Here is a 22399-nt window from a genome sequence, read left to right as displayed (position 1 = left end):
GAGTCACTCCTCGGTGGCGTTGTTCTGCAAAGTGTTCATCGTGTCCAGAATTTCCGGCACCACATTCAGCGCGTCATTCAACAACTGCCGGTTATTGAAGTCTTCCAGGCCATAAGCCAATGCAGACAACCTTACCTTGCAGGAGTCTACGTTGTTGAGTCGACGATCTGGCTCTCCCATCAGGTGCTCGACCAGCCGGGCAAAGGGCTTTCCGGAAAAGGGCCAGCCTGCGCCCAAGGGGTCCAGCGACCATCTATCCCAGTTCAGTGCTAACAGGGTCTGATCCGCGTCGGCTTGCCAGACGGATCTTCTCATATTAGGGTTCACCAGAACCAATGGCAGAACCTTCAGGTGCGACTGGAGTTCGGCCAACCGATCTATCAGTTCCGCCACATGCAAAGTGTCCTGCCTGCTGTAGCAGGCGATATACAGACGCTCCAGCACGTCAGCAGAAAGGCGGTCCACCAGTAACGGGCGGGATCGTAGGTACCGATTAACCAACTGCGGTGACAGGTGAATCGCTACAAATCGTTTATCCAGAGCCGGGAGCTTGCGCTTAGCCTGCTGCACCTTAAGTACTTGCCCCGGTGGCAGCCGATAAACGTGGCAGGCAAACCGATCAACTTCCGTGCCTAGGATCAGTAAGGGTATGGGCACGCCCTCCAGCCCCTCCGTCGCCAACGTGGCCTCGTGCTGAGCCAGTGATTTACGATTGACGTCAAATACTTTTACCAGCAACGGTCGATCAGGCTCTTCAGCACTAGACACCAATAGATGGGGCATGTTTGGTTTGCTGCTGTCCAGCCATTGCACCTTTAGCTGATCAGTACTGGCCATCGGCATACCGGCTTCTTCCAGCACCTGTATCAGCCATCCCGCGCGGGTTTCCGGTTGCAGCAGTGACCACAGGTTTTTCTTTCCCGGATTCGGCTGCTGGTGCTGGCTCACCAGCACCTTGCCGTGGAAAAACAAGGCATCCAATCTTAGCCGTTGCTGGGCAAGCCCATGCAGCCCTGAAACCAGGGCCGTTGCGCGGCCGAATATCTGGCGGCTTGCCAGTATGGAAATGATGGCGATGATAAAACCCGGTGGTGAAAAGAAAATAAACTCGGCCACCAAGTAGGCAAACACCACAAAGAAGCCCAAGGTGCCGGCTAACCCAAGGGCAGAAGCCAGCTTCTGATCCAGATACTCCCTAAACTTCTCGCTGAATCGATGCGCGGTCACAAAAACCATAGAAACGAAAAGCGAGTAGCCCGCAATCAAACCCGCCATGGACGGGTAAAACCAGCCTAATGTCGTCAATGCCAGAGGGATGAAAACACCGGCTGCCAGGGCACTGGAATAACGCTGATAGGCCCTGGCCGCTACATCTTCCTGGTTTTCAAACAGTACCATCTTCTGGCTTTTGCCCAGCAACTTGCCCGCGGCCACATCTGTAGCCCTGGCAATGAGCTTTTCCGCCAGAAGGCTTAGCAGGAAGAAACCTATGGTAGCGGCACTCAGCCAGGCAATCAGCACGTCACGGTCCAGCTGAGCGAAAGCCGCCGGGAAATACCGGGGCATTCCCTCTGAGCCAAGCAGAATAATGATCTTCAGTGGCAAAAAGAAAGACAGTAGCGACGCAATCTGCGAGACCAGAGTCAGAACCACGATGGCCAGTGTCAGAAAAGGCACTACTCGGTAGAACTTCGCACTAAGCGACAGAGTCCAACGTAAAACATTAGAAATTTCATTCATTAAGAAAGAATCTACTCAGAGAGTACGAAGAGAATATTGTAGTTCAGCTCTACGGCGAGCCAAGGCAAGCTGCAATCGCAGTATATTTCAAGCACTCGGGCCGCCATTTCAGGCAATGGCAAAAGCCCTCATAACCTGCATAGCCTACGTCGAAGCGCAGCGGTTGATCTTTGTTAACGAGGAAGTCAGGCGCGACCGTAACGGTCTTCATAGCGGACAATATCGTCTTCACCTAGGTAAGTGCCGCTCTGCACTTCGATCAACTCCAGAGGAATCCTGCCAGGGTTTTCAAGGGCATGAACACTACCGACGGGTATGTAAATGGACTGGTTTTCAGTGAGAAGCTGGGTGTTACTATCTATCGTCACACTGGCGGTGCCGGATACTACAATCCAGTGTTCTGCGCGGTGGTGGTGCATCTGTACCGAGAGTTTTTCACCAGGTTTCACAGTAATGCGTTTAACCTGGTACCGGTGCCCATTGTCCACTGAATCGTATTTGCCCCAAGGGCGATAAACCTCGCGGTGCAGCTTGTGCTCGGCGCGTCCGCTCGCCTTCAGTTGATCCACCAACTTTTTAACATCCTGTACCTGATGTTTATCTGCTACCAACACAGCGTCTTTCGTTTGCACAATAACCAGGTCTTTTACCCCAACAGTACCGACCAAAGCGTTCTCGGCGAGCACATAACTTCCTTCGCTGTTGTGGCTGATAACATCGCCCTCGGTGACATTGCCCTGGGTATCTTTCTGCCCTAACTCCCAAATCGCGGACCAGGAACCCACATCGCTCCAACCTGCATCCAGTGGCACCACCATCGCACGTAAGGTCCTTTCCATCACAGCATAATCAACCGACTCCGATGGGCATTGTAAAAAAGGCTGCTCGTTCACGCGAATAAAATCGAGGTCTCGCTTTGTTCCATCCATAGCAGCGAGACACGCCTCATAGGTGTCCGGGCGGTGGGCCTGAAGTTCTTCCAGATAGCGATCTGCCCGAAACAGAAACATACCGCTGTTCCAGTAGTAATCACCACTTGTCACATAAGCCTGAGCTGTGTCCGCATCGGGCTTTTCGACAAATTGCTCGACCCGAAAGCCCGGGCCTTTAATCTCTCCACGGAGGATATAACCATAACCCGTTTCGGCATGAGTAGGCACAATCCCAAAAGTCACCAACTCCCCGGCCTCGGCCAAAGGCTTGGCGCTGGCTACCGCCTCACGAAACGACGCGTCGTTGGCAATCGCATGATCCGCAGCCAAGATCAGCAGCATCGCATCCTTATTGGAGGCCAAGGCCGCTTGGGCGGCCAGAGCAATAGCCGGTGCCGTATTGCGGCCGGCAGGCTCCAAGATGATGTTGTGATCGAGCAGATCTATCTGGCGCAGTTGCTCTGCCGCCAGAAAGCGATGAGCTTCATTACAGATAAGCACGGGAGCGGCCACTTCCAAGCCCCGCAACCGAAGCAAGGTTTCCTGAACAAGCGTCTGCTCGCCAACCAGATCAAGAAACTGTTTCGGGTATAGCTCGCGGGACATTGGCCATAAGCGGGTTCCGTTTCCGCCCGCCATCACAACAGGATAAATCATTAATCAATCATCACTTTAAATAGTACGAAGGTAGTCTTTTGTATATTCGTGAACTTCTGGAGCGGCCAGAGCCTCTGCGATAGACCAAAACTCAAACGCCCCATGTTGATCTCCAGGCAAGTGAGCAAGATTGGCATCAAATCCTAACAACATCCCCAGCGCGATATAGTGCGTTGAAGGCGACTCCCCGAAGACGCTGTCCTGATAAAAATGCTCAAATACCCCAATAGGCTGCGCAGCCGAGTATTCTATAGGCATGCCCAGCTCAGCATTAGTCAAGCGTAGAAATGCTTCCTGCATAGATTCATTTTTCCGAACCCGACCGCCAGGAACAAACCAATAGTCCTGAGCTGGCCTATTTAAGCGCTTGCCTAACAACACCTTACCGAAGTTAACGACAATCAGATCAATTGAGAACAAAGGGGTAAAATCAACTACGTGCTGAAAGTCTTTCTCTGGCAGCATCGACGAACCTCGAGTTTCCGGACGCAATATCATCAAACGGAATCACACAGCTTATCGATTACCTCTTTCAGATGGTGCAGTTCTTTCTTCAGTGGAATATGGTGATTGCCAACAAACAGTCCGTTCTGATCAATGTACTCAGCCGCATCAGTACCGCCACTCACCTCGTAATCAAAGAACTTTAAAACATCAACATTTTTCAGGAAATTACCGGTAACAATTGGTCTGCATTCAATATCTCCACCTCTCAGGGCCGTAACGAACTTTTTTCGGGTGAACGGCGCATCCTCTTTGACAACTAGAGAAAAACCGAACCAACTGCTATCACCCACTTCTTTTTGAATACGCACGTGAGGGTGATTACTAAACAACTGCTGAAAAAGACGAGCGTTCTCGCGTCTAACCTCGACAAACGCCGGTAACTTTTTCAGTTGCTCAATACCAATCGCACCACTCATCTCGAGCGGTCGAACGTTGTAGCCAGGCAACACAAACTTGAATGCTTCCTCAAACGGATCATCACTCTTGATACCGGAGACTTTATTATCGTTCGGAAGATTACGTGTCCAACCGTGGGCGCGAATACAAAGGAGAACGTGATAAAGCTCCTCATCATCGGTAATTACACAACCGCCTTCCATCGTAGCGATGTGATGCGAGAAAAAGGAACTAAAGGTCCCCATCAGACCAAACGACCCTGTTTTTTTGGAGCCAAATTCGGCTCCCATCGATTCACAGTTGTCCTCAAGCAACAGGATTTTTTTGCCCGCAACAATCTTCTGAATAGTATCAAAGTCATTAGGATTGCCGAGCAGATTCACCGTGAGAATCGCTTTGGTATCTTCGGTAATCGCTGCCTCAAGCTTTTTCAGGTCAATATTGAGAGTGTCCGGATCAATATCGACAAACTTGAGCTTCAGGCCATACTGCTGAAGCGGGAAATAGGTGGTCGACCAAGAGACGGCAGGCACAATCACTTCATCCCCGCGCTGCAAATACGGCAACCTGGTAAAGAACAGTGCGGCCACCATCAATAGGTTGGCTGTAGAGCCTGAGCTGGCCATGACGGCATACCTGGAGCCAAAAAACTCTGCAAACTGCCGCTCATACTCCGCAACATGCTGCCCCATGGTGTACATATCGGAGTCGATCACATTCTGAATGGCATCAAGCTCCTCTTGGCCCCAGGTACTGGAGGCCAATGAATACTTAGTCATTTTGCTTCCTCTAAAAAAAACTGGTAGGTCTTGGCAATGCCATCATCGAGCGGTGTTTTGGCATGCCAGCCCAAGGCGTTTACCCGGCTGCTGTCAATCAGCTTCTGGCGCATACCCACCGGCTTTGACAGGTCGTGTTCAAAGCGTCCCATATACCCGACCACACCGGCAATCGCCTGGTAATATTCATTGATGGAGTAATCGGTACCCAACCCCACATTCATCAGGTCCGGCACAGGCTCGCCTGCTTTTACCTGAGCAATCACCTCAAACACACAGTCTGCCAGGTCTTCGGCGTACATGAACTCCCGACGGGCCTCGCCATCGCCCCAGATCTCCACCGTTTCGGCGCCCTGCTCGCGCGCCTCATGAATCTTGCGGATCACAGCCGGAATCATGTGGGAATGAGCCGGGTCGAAGCTGTCATGGTGACCATAGAGATTGCAGGGGATCAATGTCAGATACTGAACCTCGTCGTGCATACGGTTGATGTACTGGCACAATCGGGTTGCAGTGATTTTGGCTAACGCATAACCTTCATTAGTGGGCTCTAGTTCCCCGGTTAGAATTTGTTCTTCTTTAAGCGGGTTCGGCGCACTCCGAGGGTACATGCAAGAGCTAGCAAGATTCACACAGTGTCTGACGCCGGCCTGGCAGGCCGAATTGATAACATGCAGCCCCATCAGCGAATTGTTGACCAAAAACCCCACCGGATCAGCCATATTGGCCTGAATACCACCAACCTGGCCCGCGGCGTGTATTACTACATCCGGCCGGTTATCCTGGATATAGGCCAAAACGGCTTGCTGGTCGGTGAGATCAAGTTCCCGGCTGCTCGGGGCCAGCACTTCGCACTCACGCGCATACGAGTGCGCTTGCAGATTTTGGCCCACCATGCCCGAACCACCGGTCAAAAAAATACGCATACCAGCCTCACTCCGTCGATACCGAAACGTGGTGCCCATGGGCTTTCAGCAGGGCGTGACGTTTAGCCTGATCAAGATCGTGAGCTACCATCTCGGCGCACATTTCCTGTACGGTAATCTCCGGCTCCCAGCCGAGCTCGTTGTTGGCCTTAGAAGGATCACCCAGCAAGGTCTCCACTTCTGCGGGGCGAAAGTAACGTGAGTCAACTCGTATAACCACATCTCCCACGCTGACCGCGGGGGCTTTATCACCTTCCACTGTATTTACAATCGCTACTTCCTCGACCCCTTGTCCTTCAAACTTCAATGTAATACCCAATTCGTGGGCTGACCATTCAATGAATTGACGCACCGAATATTGCTGGCCCGTCGCGATAACATAATCTTCCGGAGTATCTTGTTGAAGCATCATCCACTGCATACGGACATAATCCTTAGCGTGTCCCCAGTCTCTGAGAGCGTTCAGATTACCTATGTAAAGACAGCATTCCAAACCCTGTGCAATGTTGGCGAGACCTCTAGTTATTTTTCTTGTCACAAAGGTCTCGCCTCGACGAGGTGATTCATGATTAAAAAGAATTCCGTTACAGGCAAACATACCATATGACTCTCGATAGTTGACGGTAATCCAATACGCATACAACTTAGCAACAGCATAAGGCGACCGCGGGTAAAAAGGCGTTTTCTCATCCTGTGGAATCGCCTGAACTAGGCCGTATAACTCAGAACTCGACGCCTGATAAAATCGCGTTTTCCTCTCTAATCCAGCAATCCGAATTGCCTCCAACAAGCGTAACGCGCCAACGGCGTCGACATCGGCTGTATATTCGGGTGATTCGAAAGAAACTGCAACATGGGACTGGGCGGCAAGATTATAAACCTCATCCGGCTGCACTTCCTGAATAATACGAATCAAATTGGTGGCGTCAGAGAGATCACCATAATGAAGCACAAAACGTTGGTCATCAACATGCGGATCCTCGTAAATATGATCGATTCGTTGGGTGTTAAAGAGGGAGCCCCGACGCTTAATGCCATGTACTTCATAGCCTTTCTCGAGGAGAAACTCGGCCAAGTAGGATCCGTCCTGCCCAGTAACTCCGGTAATAAGTGCCTTCCTCACAGATCGCCCCTCCTCAATATCCAACAAGATATACTATTGAAAACCAACACATTGGTAGCCTCACCCACGGTCGCTCCTACTACCGACAATCCTACGCGCCTCTTTGATTATCTTGTGAGAGGCCAACCTTGAGGCTTTTCTTCTTTTGGTCGGATAGTGATGCTCGGAGAATACTTCAACTTGACTAGCAAGAGCACATGAATAGTTGGAAAATGAACTCCGAGAATCACGATAAATTGACTTAGCGTTGGCAATAACTAGCATATCGGTGATCGTTGACAAGAAAACATCAAACATATTACCACCTGACTCACCATTGACTAATGAAGAGTAGTGAATAGCGCCGGAATTTGGAGGAGCAAGCTTTTCCGAGAAATATAATCTAGCGGAGCTACCAAAAACCTCTTTGAAGATCAAATCAGCCTCTAAGGAATCAGTCGATATATAAATAGGAAGATGCAAATCCTCAATGTTTGCTTGATAAATTTTAAGCAAACTCTCTATTTCGGAAAAATGATCACTGTATGACTTAAAATCTGAAAATTCACCGTTACCGTGCCTATAATGAATAGCAATGAATTTCTCACCAATGAGGTCAAGCACCCTATTGGCTTCCGAGTACATATCAGATGAAAAGTAAACGTCGCGCAATAATTTATAAAGCTCTTCTTTATGAAGACATGGTATCGGCTGAGTTATCAACAGGCACTCACCCTCTATGCCCAGGTCGTTCACCGTCGAATCGCCTTCTAGAACATCACGCACTTGGACCTTATTCAGATTTGAACAGTAATCAAACGACTTAATCCTATCTACAGTTTCGCCTGAAAACTCCGAAAACAGCACCTCCACCGGTTTAACACTGGGGTCTCGATAATATACATACTTTCCAAAAAAGTTCTCATGAGGAGAGTTCTTGTCAGAATACAAAATATTCCGCCAATCAACATAGAGAGGCAAGCCAGTAGTTTTGGAAAGCGCTATCGCATGACACAACTGGGACAACATATCTCCAAAACCGCTTACTCGGCGACATACTATAAATTTTTTCAAATTCTACCCCTAATCACCTGCAGGCTAATTGCGCACATACCAACAGAGCTTCAATCAGTCAAAAGTGTAAAATCAAAAAGCGATTCTCAACCTCGAACGTAGCACTCAAACCTAAATATCATAACTGTAGTTAAAATATTCAAAGTCATTCATATACGCTTCTGCCACCGCAATTTGCAATTCCTCCGTATAATATATCCTAAGCTTTTCTTTTGCCCCAGTACGCATCGGAGATGCATTCTCATTATTTAACTCCGGCTGCACACCATAAATAAGTGCAATCATACTCGAAATATCGCTCATTAAGGTTTCCTGTTTTCCTATAAAATCAAACGATACGAGCTTTGCTAATGTTTCATCATACTGGACACGCCAATGAGAATCCATATCTTTGGGTGACTGTGAACAAACGAATCTAACAAAATCACTGAAACCAATTTCCTTTGTGGTTTTAATATTCATAGCATTTTTTAATAGCTTGGCACTATTCGAATTCTCATCACCCTTAATCCTGTGAAGATAGCAAGATAACAAGCGAGAATATGGATTTCTAACAAAAGTTACACGCTTAAAGTTGTCACCAAAGAACACCTCAGACAACTGGTCTTCGGGAACTTGAAATGGAGAGAGGTGCGGAGAACACAGCTTACTGTTGACGATGGGCTCTCTCCGGCGCCAAGGAGTTGTCGACAATTCGTACTTCTGCAAGTAGTACTTTGCTGTGCTGCTAGCAGCTTTACTGACCTGAAAGAAAGCATATCTATTCTTTAATGATATATGAGTGTTTCGCTCAACCTCACCCCATCGCTTGACAACGGCTACCTTTTTTTTAAATTTCTGCATCTAAACCTCGTTAACAAACAACGCCATCTAATTTTAATATATTACCACTATGCCCACTCTCGAAACATCCCCTTCATTAAAATCTCATCTGTTTAATTTAGGCTAACTATGAGCCAAAAACAATTTAAAACAGGACAGCCGTTGGAGACGGCACCCCCATTTATTATGGGGGGTTCAAAACCAAGCCTCAGGGCGCGGTGATCCAACTCTGCCGAGGGACGATCCAACTAAGTACCATATTGGTCCGTTCGTTATTGTAGTGTAAGAGCCGACAGTTGGCATAATCCCAAGCCGTATCGTGCTTTTGAAGAGGTATTGAGGCATCTAGTCATAGCGAATGGTACGGTTGTAGCGAAAAATGTAGGCTTTCTTCTGGCAAGAATCCAAATCAAATGACCAGATAACACAAACAAAAATCTGCTACGCTTACCTAGCCGCCGCTAAAAGACGATACTTCTAAGTGGATAAGAATCACGCCAAGCACCAAAATCGTGCGGAGCTAATCAATATCTTATCTATACCTATACCTTTTATCATTACCGTTCAATTCCCAATCCTTCTGAATCTCGCGGTTACGCAGCCGTCATAAATGGAATTATGACCCATAAAGTAGATTAACTGTTGGTCATCCTGACATCTTGGATCCACTCTACAGTACATACGATCCTTGCCTCTTAGCCCAGGCGTGGGGGGGAACAGGGCGATTTCCTTGACGCCTGGATTTGTACTATCCAATTTATCGAAACAAAATATACGAGCGTTCCAATCACGATGCGGTTTCTCTCCGGTATCGGGTACTTGGCTTTCCGGGCCCGCACTCATGATAAGTTGCTCTTTGCCCTTCCAGTCCTTTACTTTAATTCCATACCATTGAGCACCAAACGGAAGCCGCGCAACGACATCAACATCAGACAATTCCAATTTACGCGGGATATCAGACCTAAATAACTGCTCAACATTCTCTTTGCTTACACGGAATACACACTGATCCTGTAGATGAGTATCCATATTCCAATAGATGTACCTATCAGTGCAAACTAACATCAACGTACGATATTTTTGATCACCACTAAATAATGTCTGAAAAGATTGGCCAAGGTCTCTAGATATGTATATTGCCGATTCATGATCCGCATCCCCGGTGGAAACCAAGAGATGACCGCTATGATGGTCAACTGCCACGACATGAACGTGCCGGGCCGCAGCTATGTTTTGGCCAGGTTGAGGCGCCTCTTCGCTTGATCGAAACTCATAAATACATTCCCAACCCAAACTTTCTTCGCCTCGATATGCGCCACGGTAAACCCCATGACGCCTGCCCGACTCGGTTGTATATTCTCCGGTAAAAACGTAAGTGATATTTGTTTTTACATCATGCCAGAAATCGAGATGTTGAAACATTCCTCTCGCACCTAAATCTAAAGCCACCTCCCATTTTTTTAGATCTAGAGACCATACGACACCGCCATCAGTCCGGAGAAACCAACCGGAGGGTGTGTTTAGTAACAGGCTACGGTCAGAACGATATTTCTGCTTCCATGGGAGGTTACAAAGCTTTGTCCACTTACCCTGAAAACGACTTTCTGAAATAAAAAGACTTTGTTCATTTGTAAACAATACGTTCGATCCCAAAGACCCAAGCACAGTATAATGGTTTGCAGACTTCTTAAATTTAGCGGCACGGTGATCTACCTCCCAAGGCACCACGGTGTATTCAAAGTCTTTGCTATAAAAAAACCAAGAAAAACAGAGTGTCCCCCTTGACTTAATACCGACAGAATCCTCAGAGACGTACAAGTAAGCGCCATGAATTTCGGCATGGTATCCAAACACCTTCCACCTAGCCCAAGGGAAATTTGAATAAGGAAGGTGTAGCCTATGCTTAACTGTGACCGAAAGAACACCAAATGGGGAAAAGCGCCTCCAAACTATGCGGTAAGCGAAAGCGCCTACGAACTTTTTAATTAAAAGGAATGCTGATTTAACGCGATTCTTCATTTCAGAATGATTCCGTTACCATTATACCGCCCGTATCCGGAATTAGGATCTTGGCGTTCCGCCCATTTCCTTCGACATAGATCGTGTTAACATCAATGCCTTTCATGTAGTGGCAATGGAAACCTGAAAAGCTATCGAGCTTCACAACACTCAAAATTCTTTCTTGGCCTTCCCAGTCTTCCACAACCCTTTCGGCTTGGCAGTGATCTGTCTTCGCTACCTTTTTAAATGCTGTGGGTGCAACAAGCGATTCAATTTCCCCTTCTCCACTTGCTAGCTGTCCATTGCAACCTTCTAATCCTACGTCGACGCCCCAAGGGCAAACGAACGCCAAATAACATTTCGCACTGGGGACATGTGCACGGGTTACAACTAAAAGAAGAGGGTTATGTTCACCGATAACAATCCAGTCGCGCCTGAAAGACTTCAACTGGGCGACTCCATCCTCAAATAACAGTCCATCAGGAGACAAAGCAGTAATGATTTTTACGAAGGGACTAACCTCCTTAACGTCCAAAGATCCTTTATAGTGACGATCGACTAGATCTCCATTAGAGATTGCGCCATAGCATGAGTATTCATCCCTCCGGCTAAGTAACATCCGGCCCTTTATTCCAGGTACGCTATGGCATAAAGCCCCTCTTCCAGCGCTCTCACCTACCAGCAATCTGCCGGCTGCAGCCCATACAAAATTACCTGTGTCGTGGTCTTTGTTATGAGTCAAATGGACCGGTGTCGCGGTAGCATATAGCTGCCAACCATAAGCAGTTCCTTTATAGTCCTCCTGTTCAATTTTTGCAATCGAGTTGCCAAAACTATAGACGGAACTGGAACTCATATCTCGATTTTTCGCCGAGCAGGCGACAATCATTTGCGTAGGTAACGTTAGTGGTTCGGTTTTTAATATCTCATCAGCTATGTTCGGGAAAAGTGTGCATTTTGGATAATCGCTAAAAACCCTTTTCCTGATACTTGGACCTGTATTATTTAAGCCATCAACGAAATTGAGCACAGATCGCTTCCAAGGGAGAACCGGGCAGTCGCCCCAGCTAACCAATGGGACCTCAGAACCAGGGTATGTCGCTGACATAAGAAAGTCCGCAGCTCTGAAAAGCTCACTACACCTTTCCTTGATGTAGTCATGAAAGGTCTCCGTAGTGCAGTTGTAATCATAGAGGATGTAAGCTACCGCCTCTTGTAACGAGAACTGCGCGTAGCGAACACCCTCCAGGTAAAGACCACCTTTAAACGATTCATTGATTAGCAACCAGAACTCGTCATCCAGCTTCTGGATATGCCCTTCCAAACTCGGTGATGGGAAAACGGAGTTAACCTCTTTAAGGCCGACCAACGCAGATGCAAGAATAACAATGCCATGGTTTGTGCTCCTTTTTGCCCAATGGGCCACTGGAGGAAAATCACAGGTAGCTAAGGGTACCGCCCTTTCGGTCGCCAACCATTTGCTTCCCTTATTCAAAGCTGAACCAAGAACGGCTGTTCGATCTAAATGAGTTTGTCGGGCCTCTTTTAATAGCCTCACCGCTATGCCATACGCTCCGCACAAAAAGCCACTTGCCCAATTCCCACGCTCCCAGTTCATTGGGCGAGGATGCTCGGATTCTGCCGGCCGCCAGAAAGGGAACGATCCTGTAGCCAAAAATATCAGGACAACCATGGAATACATATTCTTAGAGAGCAGCACAGATCCGGCGCCACCCTTTCGCTGATTAATATCAGCACACGTTCGAATCGCTATTGATAGATGCCATAGTTTTCGAGCGCGCTCTTCCCACTGTCTTACCCAAAACGGAGAGCTCTTCACCAAAAGGCTTTCAGAAGGTTCCTCAAACACGTCCCCAAACCTAAATATGCTGCCATTCTCAGACCAACACTGAAATCCCACAAAGCCCAGAACGCCAGCTTTTCTGCACAGGAAAAAATCCCCTACTCTTTGATCAGTATTGGGCTTCAAGCTAAGGGCCAAGCTTTTTCTACCAGTTACCCAGATTAATACATTCGAGCTGTTTTTTAGTACAGAAAAAGAGAAGTGGCCATTTTTAGTTAGGATCTCCTGTACGAGAGATTGACCGGCACACTCAATCCGCACCTTTCCATTCGCCGCCGCTACCTTCAGTTCCAAACCAGCTATTTCTATGATTCCTAAAAATTCGGTCGGCTCAGACAAAAATAGGTCCAATCTTAAGGCAACAACGTCTCCATCTAGAGACCCATTAGGAAAAAGCAAATCTTCCTTGTGAAGAAGTACCGGCACTTCCGGGAACCCAGGTGCCGGCATGAAAAGAGCGTCTAGCCAAGCAAGCTGCGCTCCCGAAAGAATTTTTTCTACCTTGTTTTCGTAAACGCGAGAATACTCATCTATTTCTCTATCTAGGGCGGGTTTTGTTTCCACTGAATTCGTAATAAAAACACCGGTGCGGTCCGGTGTACGCTCTTTGCGAAGTTTTTCAATTAAACGTGAGAACACTATCATCCCTTAACCAGAAAATCCCTGAGTTTTTGCCAGACGCCTTCAGACAACATTGGTTGGTAATCGAGAATTTTGATAAGTTTTCGATAGCGTGGGAGCGATTCAATCCACCTAACATTCCTCTCGGACAGAAGCTCTTTATATTTATTATCTACAACTATTGATGAATCGTTTTTCATGTAAAAATCTTTTCTGAAATTTTTGCCATCAGTGGCCACTTTCTTCCCTTCTCCCTTGACCTTCCATATAGGAGCCATATTTCCAGTGATTGGGTGGTGGTTAAATTTACGATAGTCTAAGAATGAATCATCATAATCCAAACCAAACGGCTCCATTACCGAAGGAATAACCTGATCCGGAACTTCAATATAATCCTCGTACTTCACATCGATAATCTTTAAAATATTACTTTTAGTTGAAATATCATCTAAAAGATTACGTCTGTCCTCCACATCTTGCAATATTGCATCTATTCTTTTCTCAATAAAACCACGAACCTCTTGCTCATTTTCGTTAATATATAGTTTGATATCGCTTAAATTCTTGATTTTTAATTGCCGATCGAACAATCGATTGAAGAGATCTGATGAAATCGCTCTCATGGGGTGCTTACTCAGGGCTATAACCACCATTGGTTTATTGGTTTTAGGCAGCACTTGCTGAAAGAACGAAAGCTGCTTACTTGCGTCAAATATATATGGCCGCTCGACAGCGTTAGAAATAGAATCGTACCATTCGTCGCAGTCATGATAGCAAGAGTATATATCCTCAAGTGCTTCTTGAGTTAATACATCACAAGACTCTTTATGTAAAGAGCACATGCCTCTCTTCCTTGGATTCAGATAATGCAGGTCCGCGCCGTTATAAACTTTTGGGTTCGAGCCAACAATAAAGCTCAACAGGGTCGACCCGCTATATGGCATCCCTACTACTGCAAATACGCCTTTATTCTTCATAATTCTTTCTCTCCTCGATTTTCATAAGCCCATCCAAAGTAGAGAATATCTTATCCTGAAAATACCTTTCATGCATAAGTTGCTTTGCTTGGACCAAAAAGCGATTGACGACTTCCTCGTCTTCCTGCAAGAATCTCTCAACATAGCTAGTTGCTTCATCAATGTCCTTTACTAACCACGATGTACAATAGGTCTGTTCTGCTCCTACCCAAGGCCAAACAACGGGAATTGCCCCTGCCATCACACCATCGGCCAAGGCGTAATGAAACGATTCGTTATCACTCGGAGAAAGAATAAAATGAATCTTTCGATACCATTGCTCAACATCATTCCCCCAACCGTCAAAAAAAACGTTACCATTCAGTAAAGGATCCCGTTCGATCCGCCTATATAGCTCGTTATAATACTCTAGTTCATCTTTTCGACCGGGAGCTTTCATGAAAGTTAGATCTTCAGGGCGGGCTCCCTTAATGTACAACTTCGCGTTCAATCCTCGTTGGTTCAAGGCAGAAAGCAAGTCCAAGGCACGATCGAGACGTTTGCTTGTCGGAACAATACCAACCATACCTAGAATCGGCTCAACTGGAGACCTGGGCTTATAAAACCGGTTACTCTTGACGGAATTGGGTATAACAACACTCTTAGATTCAGGCCAACCAAATAGATCTATAGCCTGTTCGCTAATAAAGCTAGAAACAAAAATGAACTTATCGACATTTGAGGATGTAATTTGGTGACCAAATTTTTCAGCTTTTTTGCGGACTTCTTGAGCATGGACTCTTACAAAGAGTTTTTTTCCGTCTTTTTTATGCTCGCTGTGCCAAACCGCATTGGCGAGCCCCCACTCGCAGAAAATGTAGTCTGCCCAAGAAGCGTAATATTGGCTAACACTCGGACTCATGGTCGATCCCCACTCCCATGGATCTATTCCAACATCAGCTCCCTGCCGCCTAAGGTGTGTGATGTAGGGATAGATGAACTTGAGGTCATGGCCGCAAATAACAATTTTCTTTCCAAAAAACACTTCGCCGTTATCCTCGTCGAGCTTTTCGACGACAGTACTCCTTAACCCCGAGAAAGAGTAATTCTCTATCACGTAGTTTGACAAAACCTCCAACTCTTTCTTAACCGCTTTTTTTAGTTGGCGAAAGCTGGCAATAATGCCAGAGACTTCGCCCAAACTTTCAATTAAGAACGGGTAATCCGATCCTAAAAAACCCTTGTTGATTTTTGATGCATAAGCTACACATGGTTTGCCAAGTGCTGCAGTTTCCACCAACTTGGTAGACAGCTCAAGAGTGGAGTCTTCCAAATTCGGATCTCTATAACACCAAACCAAATCCATCTTGGACACGAGAGCTAGAGCCTCATTCCTAGGAAGATCCTCATACAGCCGGACAAACTCTTGGCCCAAGAGTTCTTTTACTCTTTCAATAAACCCAGAGCTCCCGTTCTTGCTTTCGTGGATTTTGCCAGTTGCTATATGCAGCTTGATCTCATAGCCTTGTAAAACAAGCTTGCGGACTTCCTCTATGAGCTCTTCAACACCCCAGTTTGGCTGAATTTTTCCGGCATACCCGATATGAATCGTATTATCATCCGTACTTGTCAAGGAATACTGTCCAATGTCATCTGGTATCGTAGGCGGCAATTTACATCCGTCAACTTTATATCCTACTGTTTCTTCGATTTTTCTGTGAATTTCGTCAGTTTGAAATAAAATGGCCTTTGCGTTTAAGGCAACTTCCTTTAACTTTCTTACTTTCGAATCCACCAACGACAAACCATCTTCAGTTACCTCATAAAAATCAGTTAGGTAAGGATAGAGGACTCCTGAAAATTCTTTCCGCTTTTGGACCTCATACCCAATATCGACCCCCCTGGTAATTACTGCTGTAATTCGAGGGCAGTGTGAATACATAACTGACAAGGCCTGTGCTGCTTGCTCTGGCGTAAGCGGTGCGTCAAAACCTATTTCCTTCGGCTCAACAACAATCAAATTATCACTTTTAACCAAGTTCAATACGACTTTCTGATTAGCTATATTGTCTTTAAGAAGCAGTATCGTCGGGCGGTCAGAGGACACAATGTTGGCAATAGATGTGAGCCAGATTGATGAACCGTCCAGCACGTTAGGACTCACGTCACCGTAAATGATTGCCCGTGCTTTCAGGGTCTGATTCGCTGTTCGTTTCGCCATAAATTGGAAAAATTGGTCATGAAGATTAGACTCCTGACTCGCTCTAGCCGGCAGATGAGGCTTAGCTGTCTTTGTATCTGCTTTTACCTCAGTTAATTTTTTTCTTTTCTCTATTACCCTACGTTTGACGATCCGTAACAAGGCAATAGGAAGCGCAAATGCACCACGCCAGGACTTTCCCGCCCTAGCAAAATGATAGCCAATTTGGTAACGAATAGAGTGTCGCAGCCGAGTTAATTCCGTTTCTACTGTCCGTACATCAGATTTAAGGTTCGATATTTTTATTTCATACTTAAGAGTGAGAGCCTCAATTTCAGATTCCTGCCTTCTGACAAGGTTTTTTGTTTCACTGATATGGCTCCGAACAAGACCCTCGATTTCTGAGGATTTTCCCTGAATCTCCTGATTTAATAGGTGTTTATTTTCAAGCTCTCGTCGCAGTTGGCCTTCTAAAGTAATAAAATCTTTCAGCAAACATTCATATCGTTCGAAGCACTGGTCAATCTGCTTCCTTTCAATTTCATCAAGTCTTTCAATTATTTGGCTTGCGTTGTTTCTAGAAACTCCACGGTTTTCTTTGCAAATATCCAAGATTAATTGGCTTTGCTCATCTGAAACGCTAGCCTTATTTAGCAGCTTCCTAACCGTGAGGTATAGCTCATCTCTTTTTTCCCAGCTGGCTTTTTTACCTTCGCTCAACTTTAAAGCGTAGACATAAAAATCGGCAATCGACGTTTCATCAGGAAGTGACGGATTATATGGATAAAAATTCGGTTCCACTTCAATCAATTTCCAGTCAGGAAAAAGTCGCTCAACATCGTCATTAAAGTCTCTAAAACGGATATATTGAGCTCCTTCATTCACTCCACTGCGATACAAGGACTGAGAATTACTGTAAATAACAACAAAACGGCTAGCAGATTGAAAAAGATGGTTTAGGTAAGCGAAATATATTTCGTCATTGGACAAATGGTAAATCACGTCTAACGAAATTGCTAACTCACGCCTAAAATACTCAACATCGTAACTTTCAGGATCGTATAAAAAAAATTCTTTAGACTTGTCTTCTTCGAATTTTTCATTACATGAATCTACGATAGTTTTACTAATATCCAGACCGACATAGCTCGGATAGTCTATTATTGATAGCTGGTTACCGTCACCACAACCCAGCTCTACTACATTTTTTATTGAGAACCTATCGATTAGGCCATTAATGTAGTCGGCTTTGAATTTCGCTAAACGGCCATAGGAGCCCGACCCACTATTGCGGCCAGATTTATATCGCTGTTCCCAGTAGCCAGCAACATCAAAGTCTGACTTATCTTCATCAAAGACACCCATAGCAAAGCTTATTCCTTGCAGTTTAACGAGTTGATATATTTAGAATAGAATTTTTGTGGCTGAAATTTAGCGAATCACCAAATACCCCGCGTATCGACGATTAATCTAGGGCCTGTATCTCTAATAGAGAGTTTCTTAAATTCTCTGTGGTCCACTAACAACAATAGTATATCTGCTTGAGCAATGGCTGTTGATGCAGATCGAAGTTCTGCATTTGACCTTAATTTTTCCGGCAAAACTTCAATGTTTGGCTCGACAATTGCCAAATTGCCCGGATGAATCGATGCTAGTCGCTCAACGATCTTCAGCGCCGGGCTTTCCCGCAAATCATCAATATCCGGCTTGAATGCCAGGCCGAAGCAGGCAATGGTGACGTCTCTGGCGGTTTTGTCCGGGTGTGCCGTCAGGAACTTGCCGACTTCTTGCTGAACCTTCTCCAGCACCCACTCCGGCTTGCCGTCATTCACTTCCCGCGCGGTGCGGATCAGCCTTGCCTCCTCCGGTGTTTCGCTGACGATAAACCAGGGGTCCACGGCAATACAGTGTCCGCCGACGCCGGGCCCCGGCTGCAGGATGTTTACTCGAGGGTGGCGGTTGGCCAGCCGGATCAGCTCCCACACGCTGATATCAATCTTATCGCAGATAATGGACAGCTCGTTGGCAAAGGCAATGTTCACATCGCGGAAGCTGTTTTCTGTCAACTTGGCCATTTCGGCGGTACGGGCGGTGGTGGTGATGCACTCCCCATCCACAAAAAAGCGATAAAGCGATGCGGCCACCTCTGAACACCGGGGTGTCATACCACCGATTACGCGGTCGTTCTCCACCAGTTCCCGCACCACGTGGCCGGGCAGGACCCGCTCCGGGCAGTGGGCGATGCGGATGTCGGATTCTTCGCCTTGGGTCTGGGGGAAGGTCAGGTCCGGCCGGGCTTCGGCCAACCATTTTGCCATCTGTTCGGTAGCGCCGACCGGTGAGGTGGACTCGAGGATCACCAGGTTGCCCTTTTCCAGCACCGGGGCGATGGCCTTGCTGGCTGATTCTATGTAGGTCAGATCCGGTACGTGGTCATTGCCATTCTCGGCCTTGAAAGGCGTCGGTACCGCAATCAGGAAGGCATCGGCCGGTTCCGGAGTCGTGGTTGCCCGCAGGTAGCCTTCCTTGACTGCGGAGTGAACGATGATATCCAGCTCCGGCTCAACAATGTGGATATCACCCCGGTTAATGGTGTCCACGGCGTGTTGGTTGATATCCACGCCGATGACGTTCTTGCGGCGGGAGGCAATAACGGCGGCGGTCGGCAGGCCAATGTAACCCAGGCCGATCATAGAAATGGTGTTGAATTCCATAAGGGCTTTCAGTCCAGCGGTTTATTGTTCAGTTAGCGTTATAGGTTTCGAGGGCATCGAGAATGCGGCTGCAGGCCTTGCCATCCCCATAAGGGTTGTGGGCAAAGCTCATGGCCTTGTAGGCGGCATCGTTATTCAGCAGCAGGGACAATTCATTAACAATAGTGTCTACCCGGGTACCCACCAGTTTTACAGTGCCGGCTTCAACGGCTTCCGGGCGCTCGGTGGTCTCACGCATCACCAGTACCGGCTTACCCAGGGAAGGGGCCTCTTCCTGGATGCCACCGGAGTCCGTCAGGATAACCGAAGCCCGGTTCATCAGGTAGACAAACGGCAGGTAGTCGGTGGGCTCGACCAGGTGCACGTTATCCAGGGAGTCGAGCAGGCGGTGCACCGGCTCTCTCACGTTGGGGTTCAGGTGTACCGGGTAGAGCAGGTCCACGCCCGGGTTGTCCGCAGCGACTCTGGCGATGGCTTCGCAGATGCGCTCAAACCCGCCGCCGAAGCTTTCCCGACGGTGGCCGGTAATGAGGACCATTTTGGCATCTTCACGCAGAAACGGAAAACGGGACGTCAGGGACTGCTGCAGTTCCTGGTCGCGGTCCAGCTTTTGCACCACGTCCAACAGGGCATCAATAACGGTATTGCCCGTCACCACAATGCCCGCATCCGCAATGCTCTCTTTGACCAGGTTGGCTTTGGAGGTCTCTGTCGGCGCAAAGTGCAAAGCGGCCAGGCTGCCGGTGAGCTTGCGGTTGGCTTCTTCCGGCCAGGGGGAATACAGGTTGCCCGTGCGCAGGCCTGCTTCTACGTGCCCTACCGGGATCTGCTGGTAATAGGCTGCCAGGGAGGTTGCCAGGGTGGTTGCTGTATCGCCATGGACCAGAACAATGTCGGGCTTTTCTTGTGCCAGCACCTCTCTCAGGCCCTGCAGGATGGCGCAGGTTACATCGGTGAGATCCTGGCCGGGCTTCATGATGTTCAGGTCATGGTCGGGAATTATCTGGAAAAGGTCCAGTACCTGGTCCAGCATCTCACGGTGCTGGCCCGTGACGCATACGCGTGATTCGAAGCGCTGGTCCTCGCCCAGCGCCTTGACCAGGGGCGCCATTTTGATGGCCTCTGGCCGGGTACCAAAAACACATAGCGTTTTCATTAACCGTTCCTGCAACCTGAATGTATGTCGAATTCTGCACAGACAAACACGCTACCGCCCCACCGACCCGTCAACAGTGCTTTCTGGCAATAGTCCGTGCTGTCAAACCGGGACGCGGCGCGCAGATATTCGTGTCAAACTGGCGGGGTTGAAAACGAAGATCGGCCCGACGGACTGGGCCCGGAAAATGTGATGCAATTCTACGTCATCAAATGTTCACGGCAAGGGCCCTTAGGTCCAAAGACGGACTTTCTGTGTGTCTTTTGGTTAAGTGTTGCCAATGGTTCGGAATTGCATTTGTTTTTTATGTATTGGAATGTACCCTTTGCGCCCTTTCGTGGCCCTGCGATTCACTGACGGGCCCCTTCTGGTTATGCTGACGTTAAACGCACAAGGAAGGTTCCCATGCCCTGGTACGCCATCCAACACAAACCCGCCCAAGGGGACCGGGCACTGGCCAACCTGCAGAACCAGGACGCCCGCTGCTTTTACCCCAAGGTGACGGTGGAGCACATCCGCGCCGGCAAGCGCACCAGGCGCCTCGAGCCGCTGTTTCCCGGTTATCTGTTTATCAATATAGAAGAATCTGACCCGCTGTGGGGCAAGCTGCGGTCTACCCGTGGGGTGTTGGGTGGGTGATCTTCAGGAGCAAGTCGTTACCGGATATAGCAATCGCCGAGCAAGCGTTGCGGGCCAGGTAGTGGAACACTTTCACGTGTTCGTGTTGGCTGGCCTTCCACGGTGAGCAGGATGCGAAGCCCAAGGGTCTGTAACCCTGCTATTTGCGGTGCAACTAGTGCTCAGGCGATGCGCTGCTTGATACGCTCCTCAACAACCTTTTGATAAGAGGCGGAGATGCGTTTCTTTTTCTGCCTTAGCAAGTCGATTTCTGATCTCGTCAGCTGTTCGGAAGCCAACAAGGTAGCCTGCTTCATTTGCGGTGAGAGCGGTTGTGTGGATTCCGAAGATTTGTCTGATTTCATCGCTAAAACGCTCCTCCAGTAGCCGAACATGGCGCTTCATAGGTTGAAACGCTTTCGATCGCCCGGCGTTAACCAATAAGATTGTGTGTAGTGGTCAAGTGTTTTAGGCCACTACACCAGAAGATCGATATCCCCGCCTCGCGCCCTGTCATCGACACGCGAACCGAACAGCGAAACCTCCGCGTCCTCTCCAAAGACAGATTGAACTGCTGCTTTAATAGCAATGATCTCTCTGGTGGTTAATCGCATGCTTCGGTCACCTGTACACAATCACATTTGACCTTGGCGATGATAACCTTAGCCCAGGATTTTCGCCAGTTCGGTGAGCAGTTGGCCAGAAAGCCGTGACCGGCCTTGCATTGGTTTTACTGGTGACGCACCCTCTGGCAAAAAATTGGGGTCTGACCCCAATTTCTGCCTATTGCTCTATACAAACGATCGCAAGGACCATCCCAATGCCCTGGTACGCCATCCAACACAAACCCGCCCAGGGGGACCGGGCACAGGCCAACCTGCAGAACCAGGACGCCCGCTGCTTTTATCCCAAGGTGACGGTGGAGCACATCCGCGCCGGCAAGCGCACCATGCGCCTGGAGCCGCTGTTTCCCGGTTATCTGTTTATCAATATAGAAGAGTCTGACCCGCTCTGGGGCAAGCTGCGCTCGACCCGTGGGGTGTTGCGGGTGGTGGCTTTTGGCGGCAAACCCGCGGCCATTCCCGATGAGGTGATCGAGTACATCTACGATGGCCTGACGGCGGTTGAGGAACAGGGCGGCCTGCGCAAGGGCGAGGCGGTGCAGATTCAGGACGGGCCCTTCCGGGGCATTGAGGGGATATTCCAGGCCTATGACGGGGATGAGCGGGCCATTGTGCTGATTTCGTTTATGCAGAAGCAGCAGGCGGTCAAGGTTCGGCTTGGGGATTTGTGAACTGCATATATTCTTTCCAGTGGCCGATGCGGTAATTTGA

Annotated in this window: 17 protein-coding genes; 2 read left to right on the top strand and 15 right to left on the bottom strand. The window is 48.1% G+C overall.

Going from position 1 to position 22399, the window contains the following annotated elements; genetic code table 11:
• Window positions 1-3: 3 nt before the first annotated feature.
• The 14 genes from IE079_RS12370 to wecB all read right to left on the bottom strand — a co-directional run bounded on the left by IE079_RS12370 (window position 4) and on the right by wecB (window position 20447).
• Window positions 4-1740, bottom strand: a complete 1737-nt coding sequence (locus IE079_RS12370) for a hypothetical protein (protein ID WP_189576861.1) — start codon at window positions 1738-1740, stop codon at window positions 4-6.
• Between the two features lie 185 nt (window positions 1741-1925).
• The gene (locus IE079_RS12365) at window positions 1926-3329 is read right to left on the bottom strand and encodes a mannose-1-phosphate guanylyltransferase/mannose-6-phosphate isomerase (protein WP_189576859.1); all 1404 of its coding nucleotides are present in this window, start codon (window positions 3327-3329) and stop codon (window positions 1926-1928) included.
• Between the two features lie 15 nt (window positions 3330-3344).
• Window positions 3345-3794, bottom strand: coding sequence for a GDP-mannose mannosyl hydrolase (locus IE079_RS12360; RefSeq protein WP_189576857.1), 450 nt, complete (start codon window positions 3792-3794; stop codon window positions 3345-3347).
• Window positions 3795-3826: 32 nt separating this feature from the next.
• Window positions 3827-5011, bottom strand: coding sequence for a DegT/DnrJ/EryC1/StrS family aminotransferase (locus IE079_RS12355; protein WP_189576855.1), 1185 nt, complete (start codon window positions 5009-5011; stop codon window positions 3827-3829).
• Window positions 5008-5937 (bottom strand): GDP-L-fucose synthase family protein, encoded by a 930-nt coding sequence (locus IE079_RS12350; protein ID WP_189576853.1) that lies wholly within the window; start codon window positions 5935-5937, stop codon window positions 5008-5010. The genes IE079_RS12355 and IE079_RS12350 overlap by 4 nt, the downstream gene beginning before the upstream one ends.
• 7 nt (window positions 5938-5944) lie before the next feature.
• Entirely contained in the window at window positions 5945-7060 is a 1116-nt protein-coding gene (gene gmd / locus IE079_RS12345; RefSeq protein WP_189576851.1) for a GDP-mannose 4,6-dehydratase, read from the bottom strand.
• Window positions 7061-7120: 60 nt separating this feature from the next.
• Window positions 7121-8113, bottom strand: a complete 993-nt coding sequence (locus IE079_RS12340; RefSeq protein WP_189576849.1) for an O-fucosyltransferase family protein — start codon at window positions 8111-8113, stop codon at window positions 7121-7123.
• Between the two features lie 111 nt (window positions 8114-8224).
• Window positions 8225-8956 carry a sulfotransferase family 2 domain-containing protein gene (locus IE079_RS12335; protein WP_189576847.1) on the bottom strand — a complete coding sequence of 244 codons (732 nt, stop codon included), beginning with the start codon at window positions 8954-8956 and terminating at the stop codon, window positions 8225-8227.
• Between the two features lie 543 nt (window positions 8957-9499).
• Entirely contained in the window at window positions 9500-10954 is a 1455-nt protein-coding gene (locus IE079_RS12330) for a hypothetical protein (RefSeq protein ID WP_189576845.1), read from the bottom strand.
• Between the two features lies 1 nt (window position 10955).
• Entirely contained in the window at window positions 10956-13439 is a 2484-nt protein-coding gene (locus IE079_RS12325) for a hypothetical protein (RefSeq protein ID WP_189576843.1), read from the bottom strand.
• Window positions 13440-13441: 2 nt separating this feature from the next.
• Window positions 13442-14398 carry a sulfotransferase family protein gene (locus IE079_RS12320; protein ID WP_189576842.1) on the bottom strand — a complete coding sequence of 319 codons (957 nt, stop codon included), beginning with the start codon at window positions 14396-14398 and terminating at the stop codon, window positions 13442-13444.
• A complete protein-coding gene (locus tag IE079_RS12315) occupies window positions 14388-17942 on the bottom strand; it encodes a hypothetical protein (RefSeq protein ID WP_189576841.1) in 3555 nt (1184 codons plus the stop codon). Before IE079_RS12315 ends, IE079_RS12320 begins: the two co-directional genes overlap by 11 nt.
• Before the next feature lie 74 nt (window positions 17943-18016).
• Window positions 18017-19291 carry a UDP-N-acetyl-D-mannosamine dehydrogenase gene (gene wecC / locus IE079_RS12310; RefSeq protein WP_189576840.1) on the bottom strand — a complete coding sequence of 425 codons (1275 nt, stop codon included), beginning with the start codon at window positions 19289-19291 and terminating at the stop codon, window positions 18017-18019.
• A gap of 28 nt (window positions 19292-19319) precedes the next feature.
• Window positions 19320-20447, bottom strand: a complete 1128-nt coding sequence (wecB, locus tag IE079_RS12305) for a non-hydrolyzing UDP-N-acetylglucosamine 2-epimerase (RefSeq protein ID WP_189576839.1) — start codon at window positions 20445-20447, stop codon at window positions 19320-19322.
• 405 nt (window positions 20448-20852) lie between these two features.
• Between wecB and IE079_RS12300 the strand changes: the two genes are divergently transcribed.
• Window positions 20853-21086 carry a transcription termination/antitermination NusG family protein gene (locus IE079_RS12300; protein ID WP_189576838.1) on the top strand — a complete coding sequence of 78 codons (234 nt, stop codon included), beginning with the start codon at window positions 20853-20855 and terminating at the stop codon, window positions 21084-21086.
• A 161-nt stretch (window positions 21087-21247) separates the two neighbouring features.
• Here IE079_RS12300 and IE079_RS12295 read toward each other — a convergent pair whose 3' ends face one another.
• On the bottom strand, window positions 21248-21430 hold the full coding sequence (locus tag IE079_RS12295) for a hypothetical protein (protein ID WP_189576837.1): 183 nt from the start codon (window positions 21428-21430) through the stop codon (window positions 21248-21250).
• Window positions 21431-21885: 455 nt separating this feature from the next.
• On the opposite strand from IE079_RS12295, the gene rfaH reads away from it, so the two are divergent.
• Window positions 21886-22359 (top strand): transcription/translation regulatory transformer protein RfaH, encoded by a 474-nt coding sequence (gene rfaH / locus IE079_RS12290; RefSeq protein ID WP_189576836.1) that lies wholly within the window; start codon window positions 21886-21888, stop codon window positions 22357-22359.
• The last annotated feature ends 40 nt before the right edge of the window (window positions 22360-22399 follow it).

The organism is Marinobacter zhanjiangensis (genome assembly GCF_014651935.1).
Lineage (GTDB): Bacteria > Pseudomonadota > Gammaproteobacteria > Pseudomonadales > Oleiphilaceae > Marinobacter > Marinobacter zhanjiangensis.
This window is presented reverse-complemented; position numbering and strand designations above follow the sequence as displayed.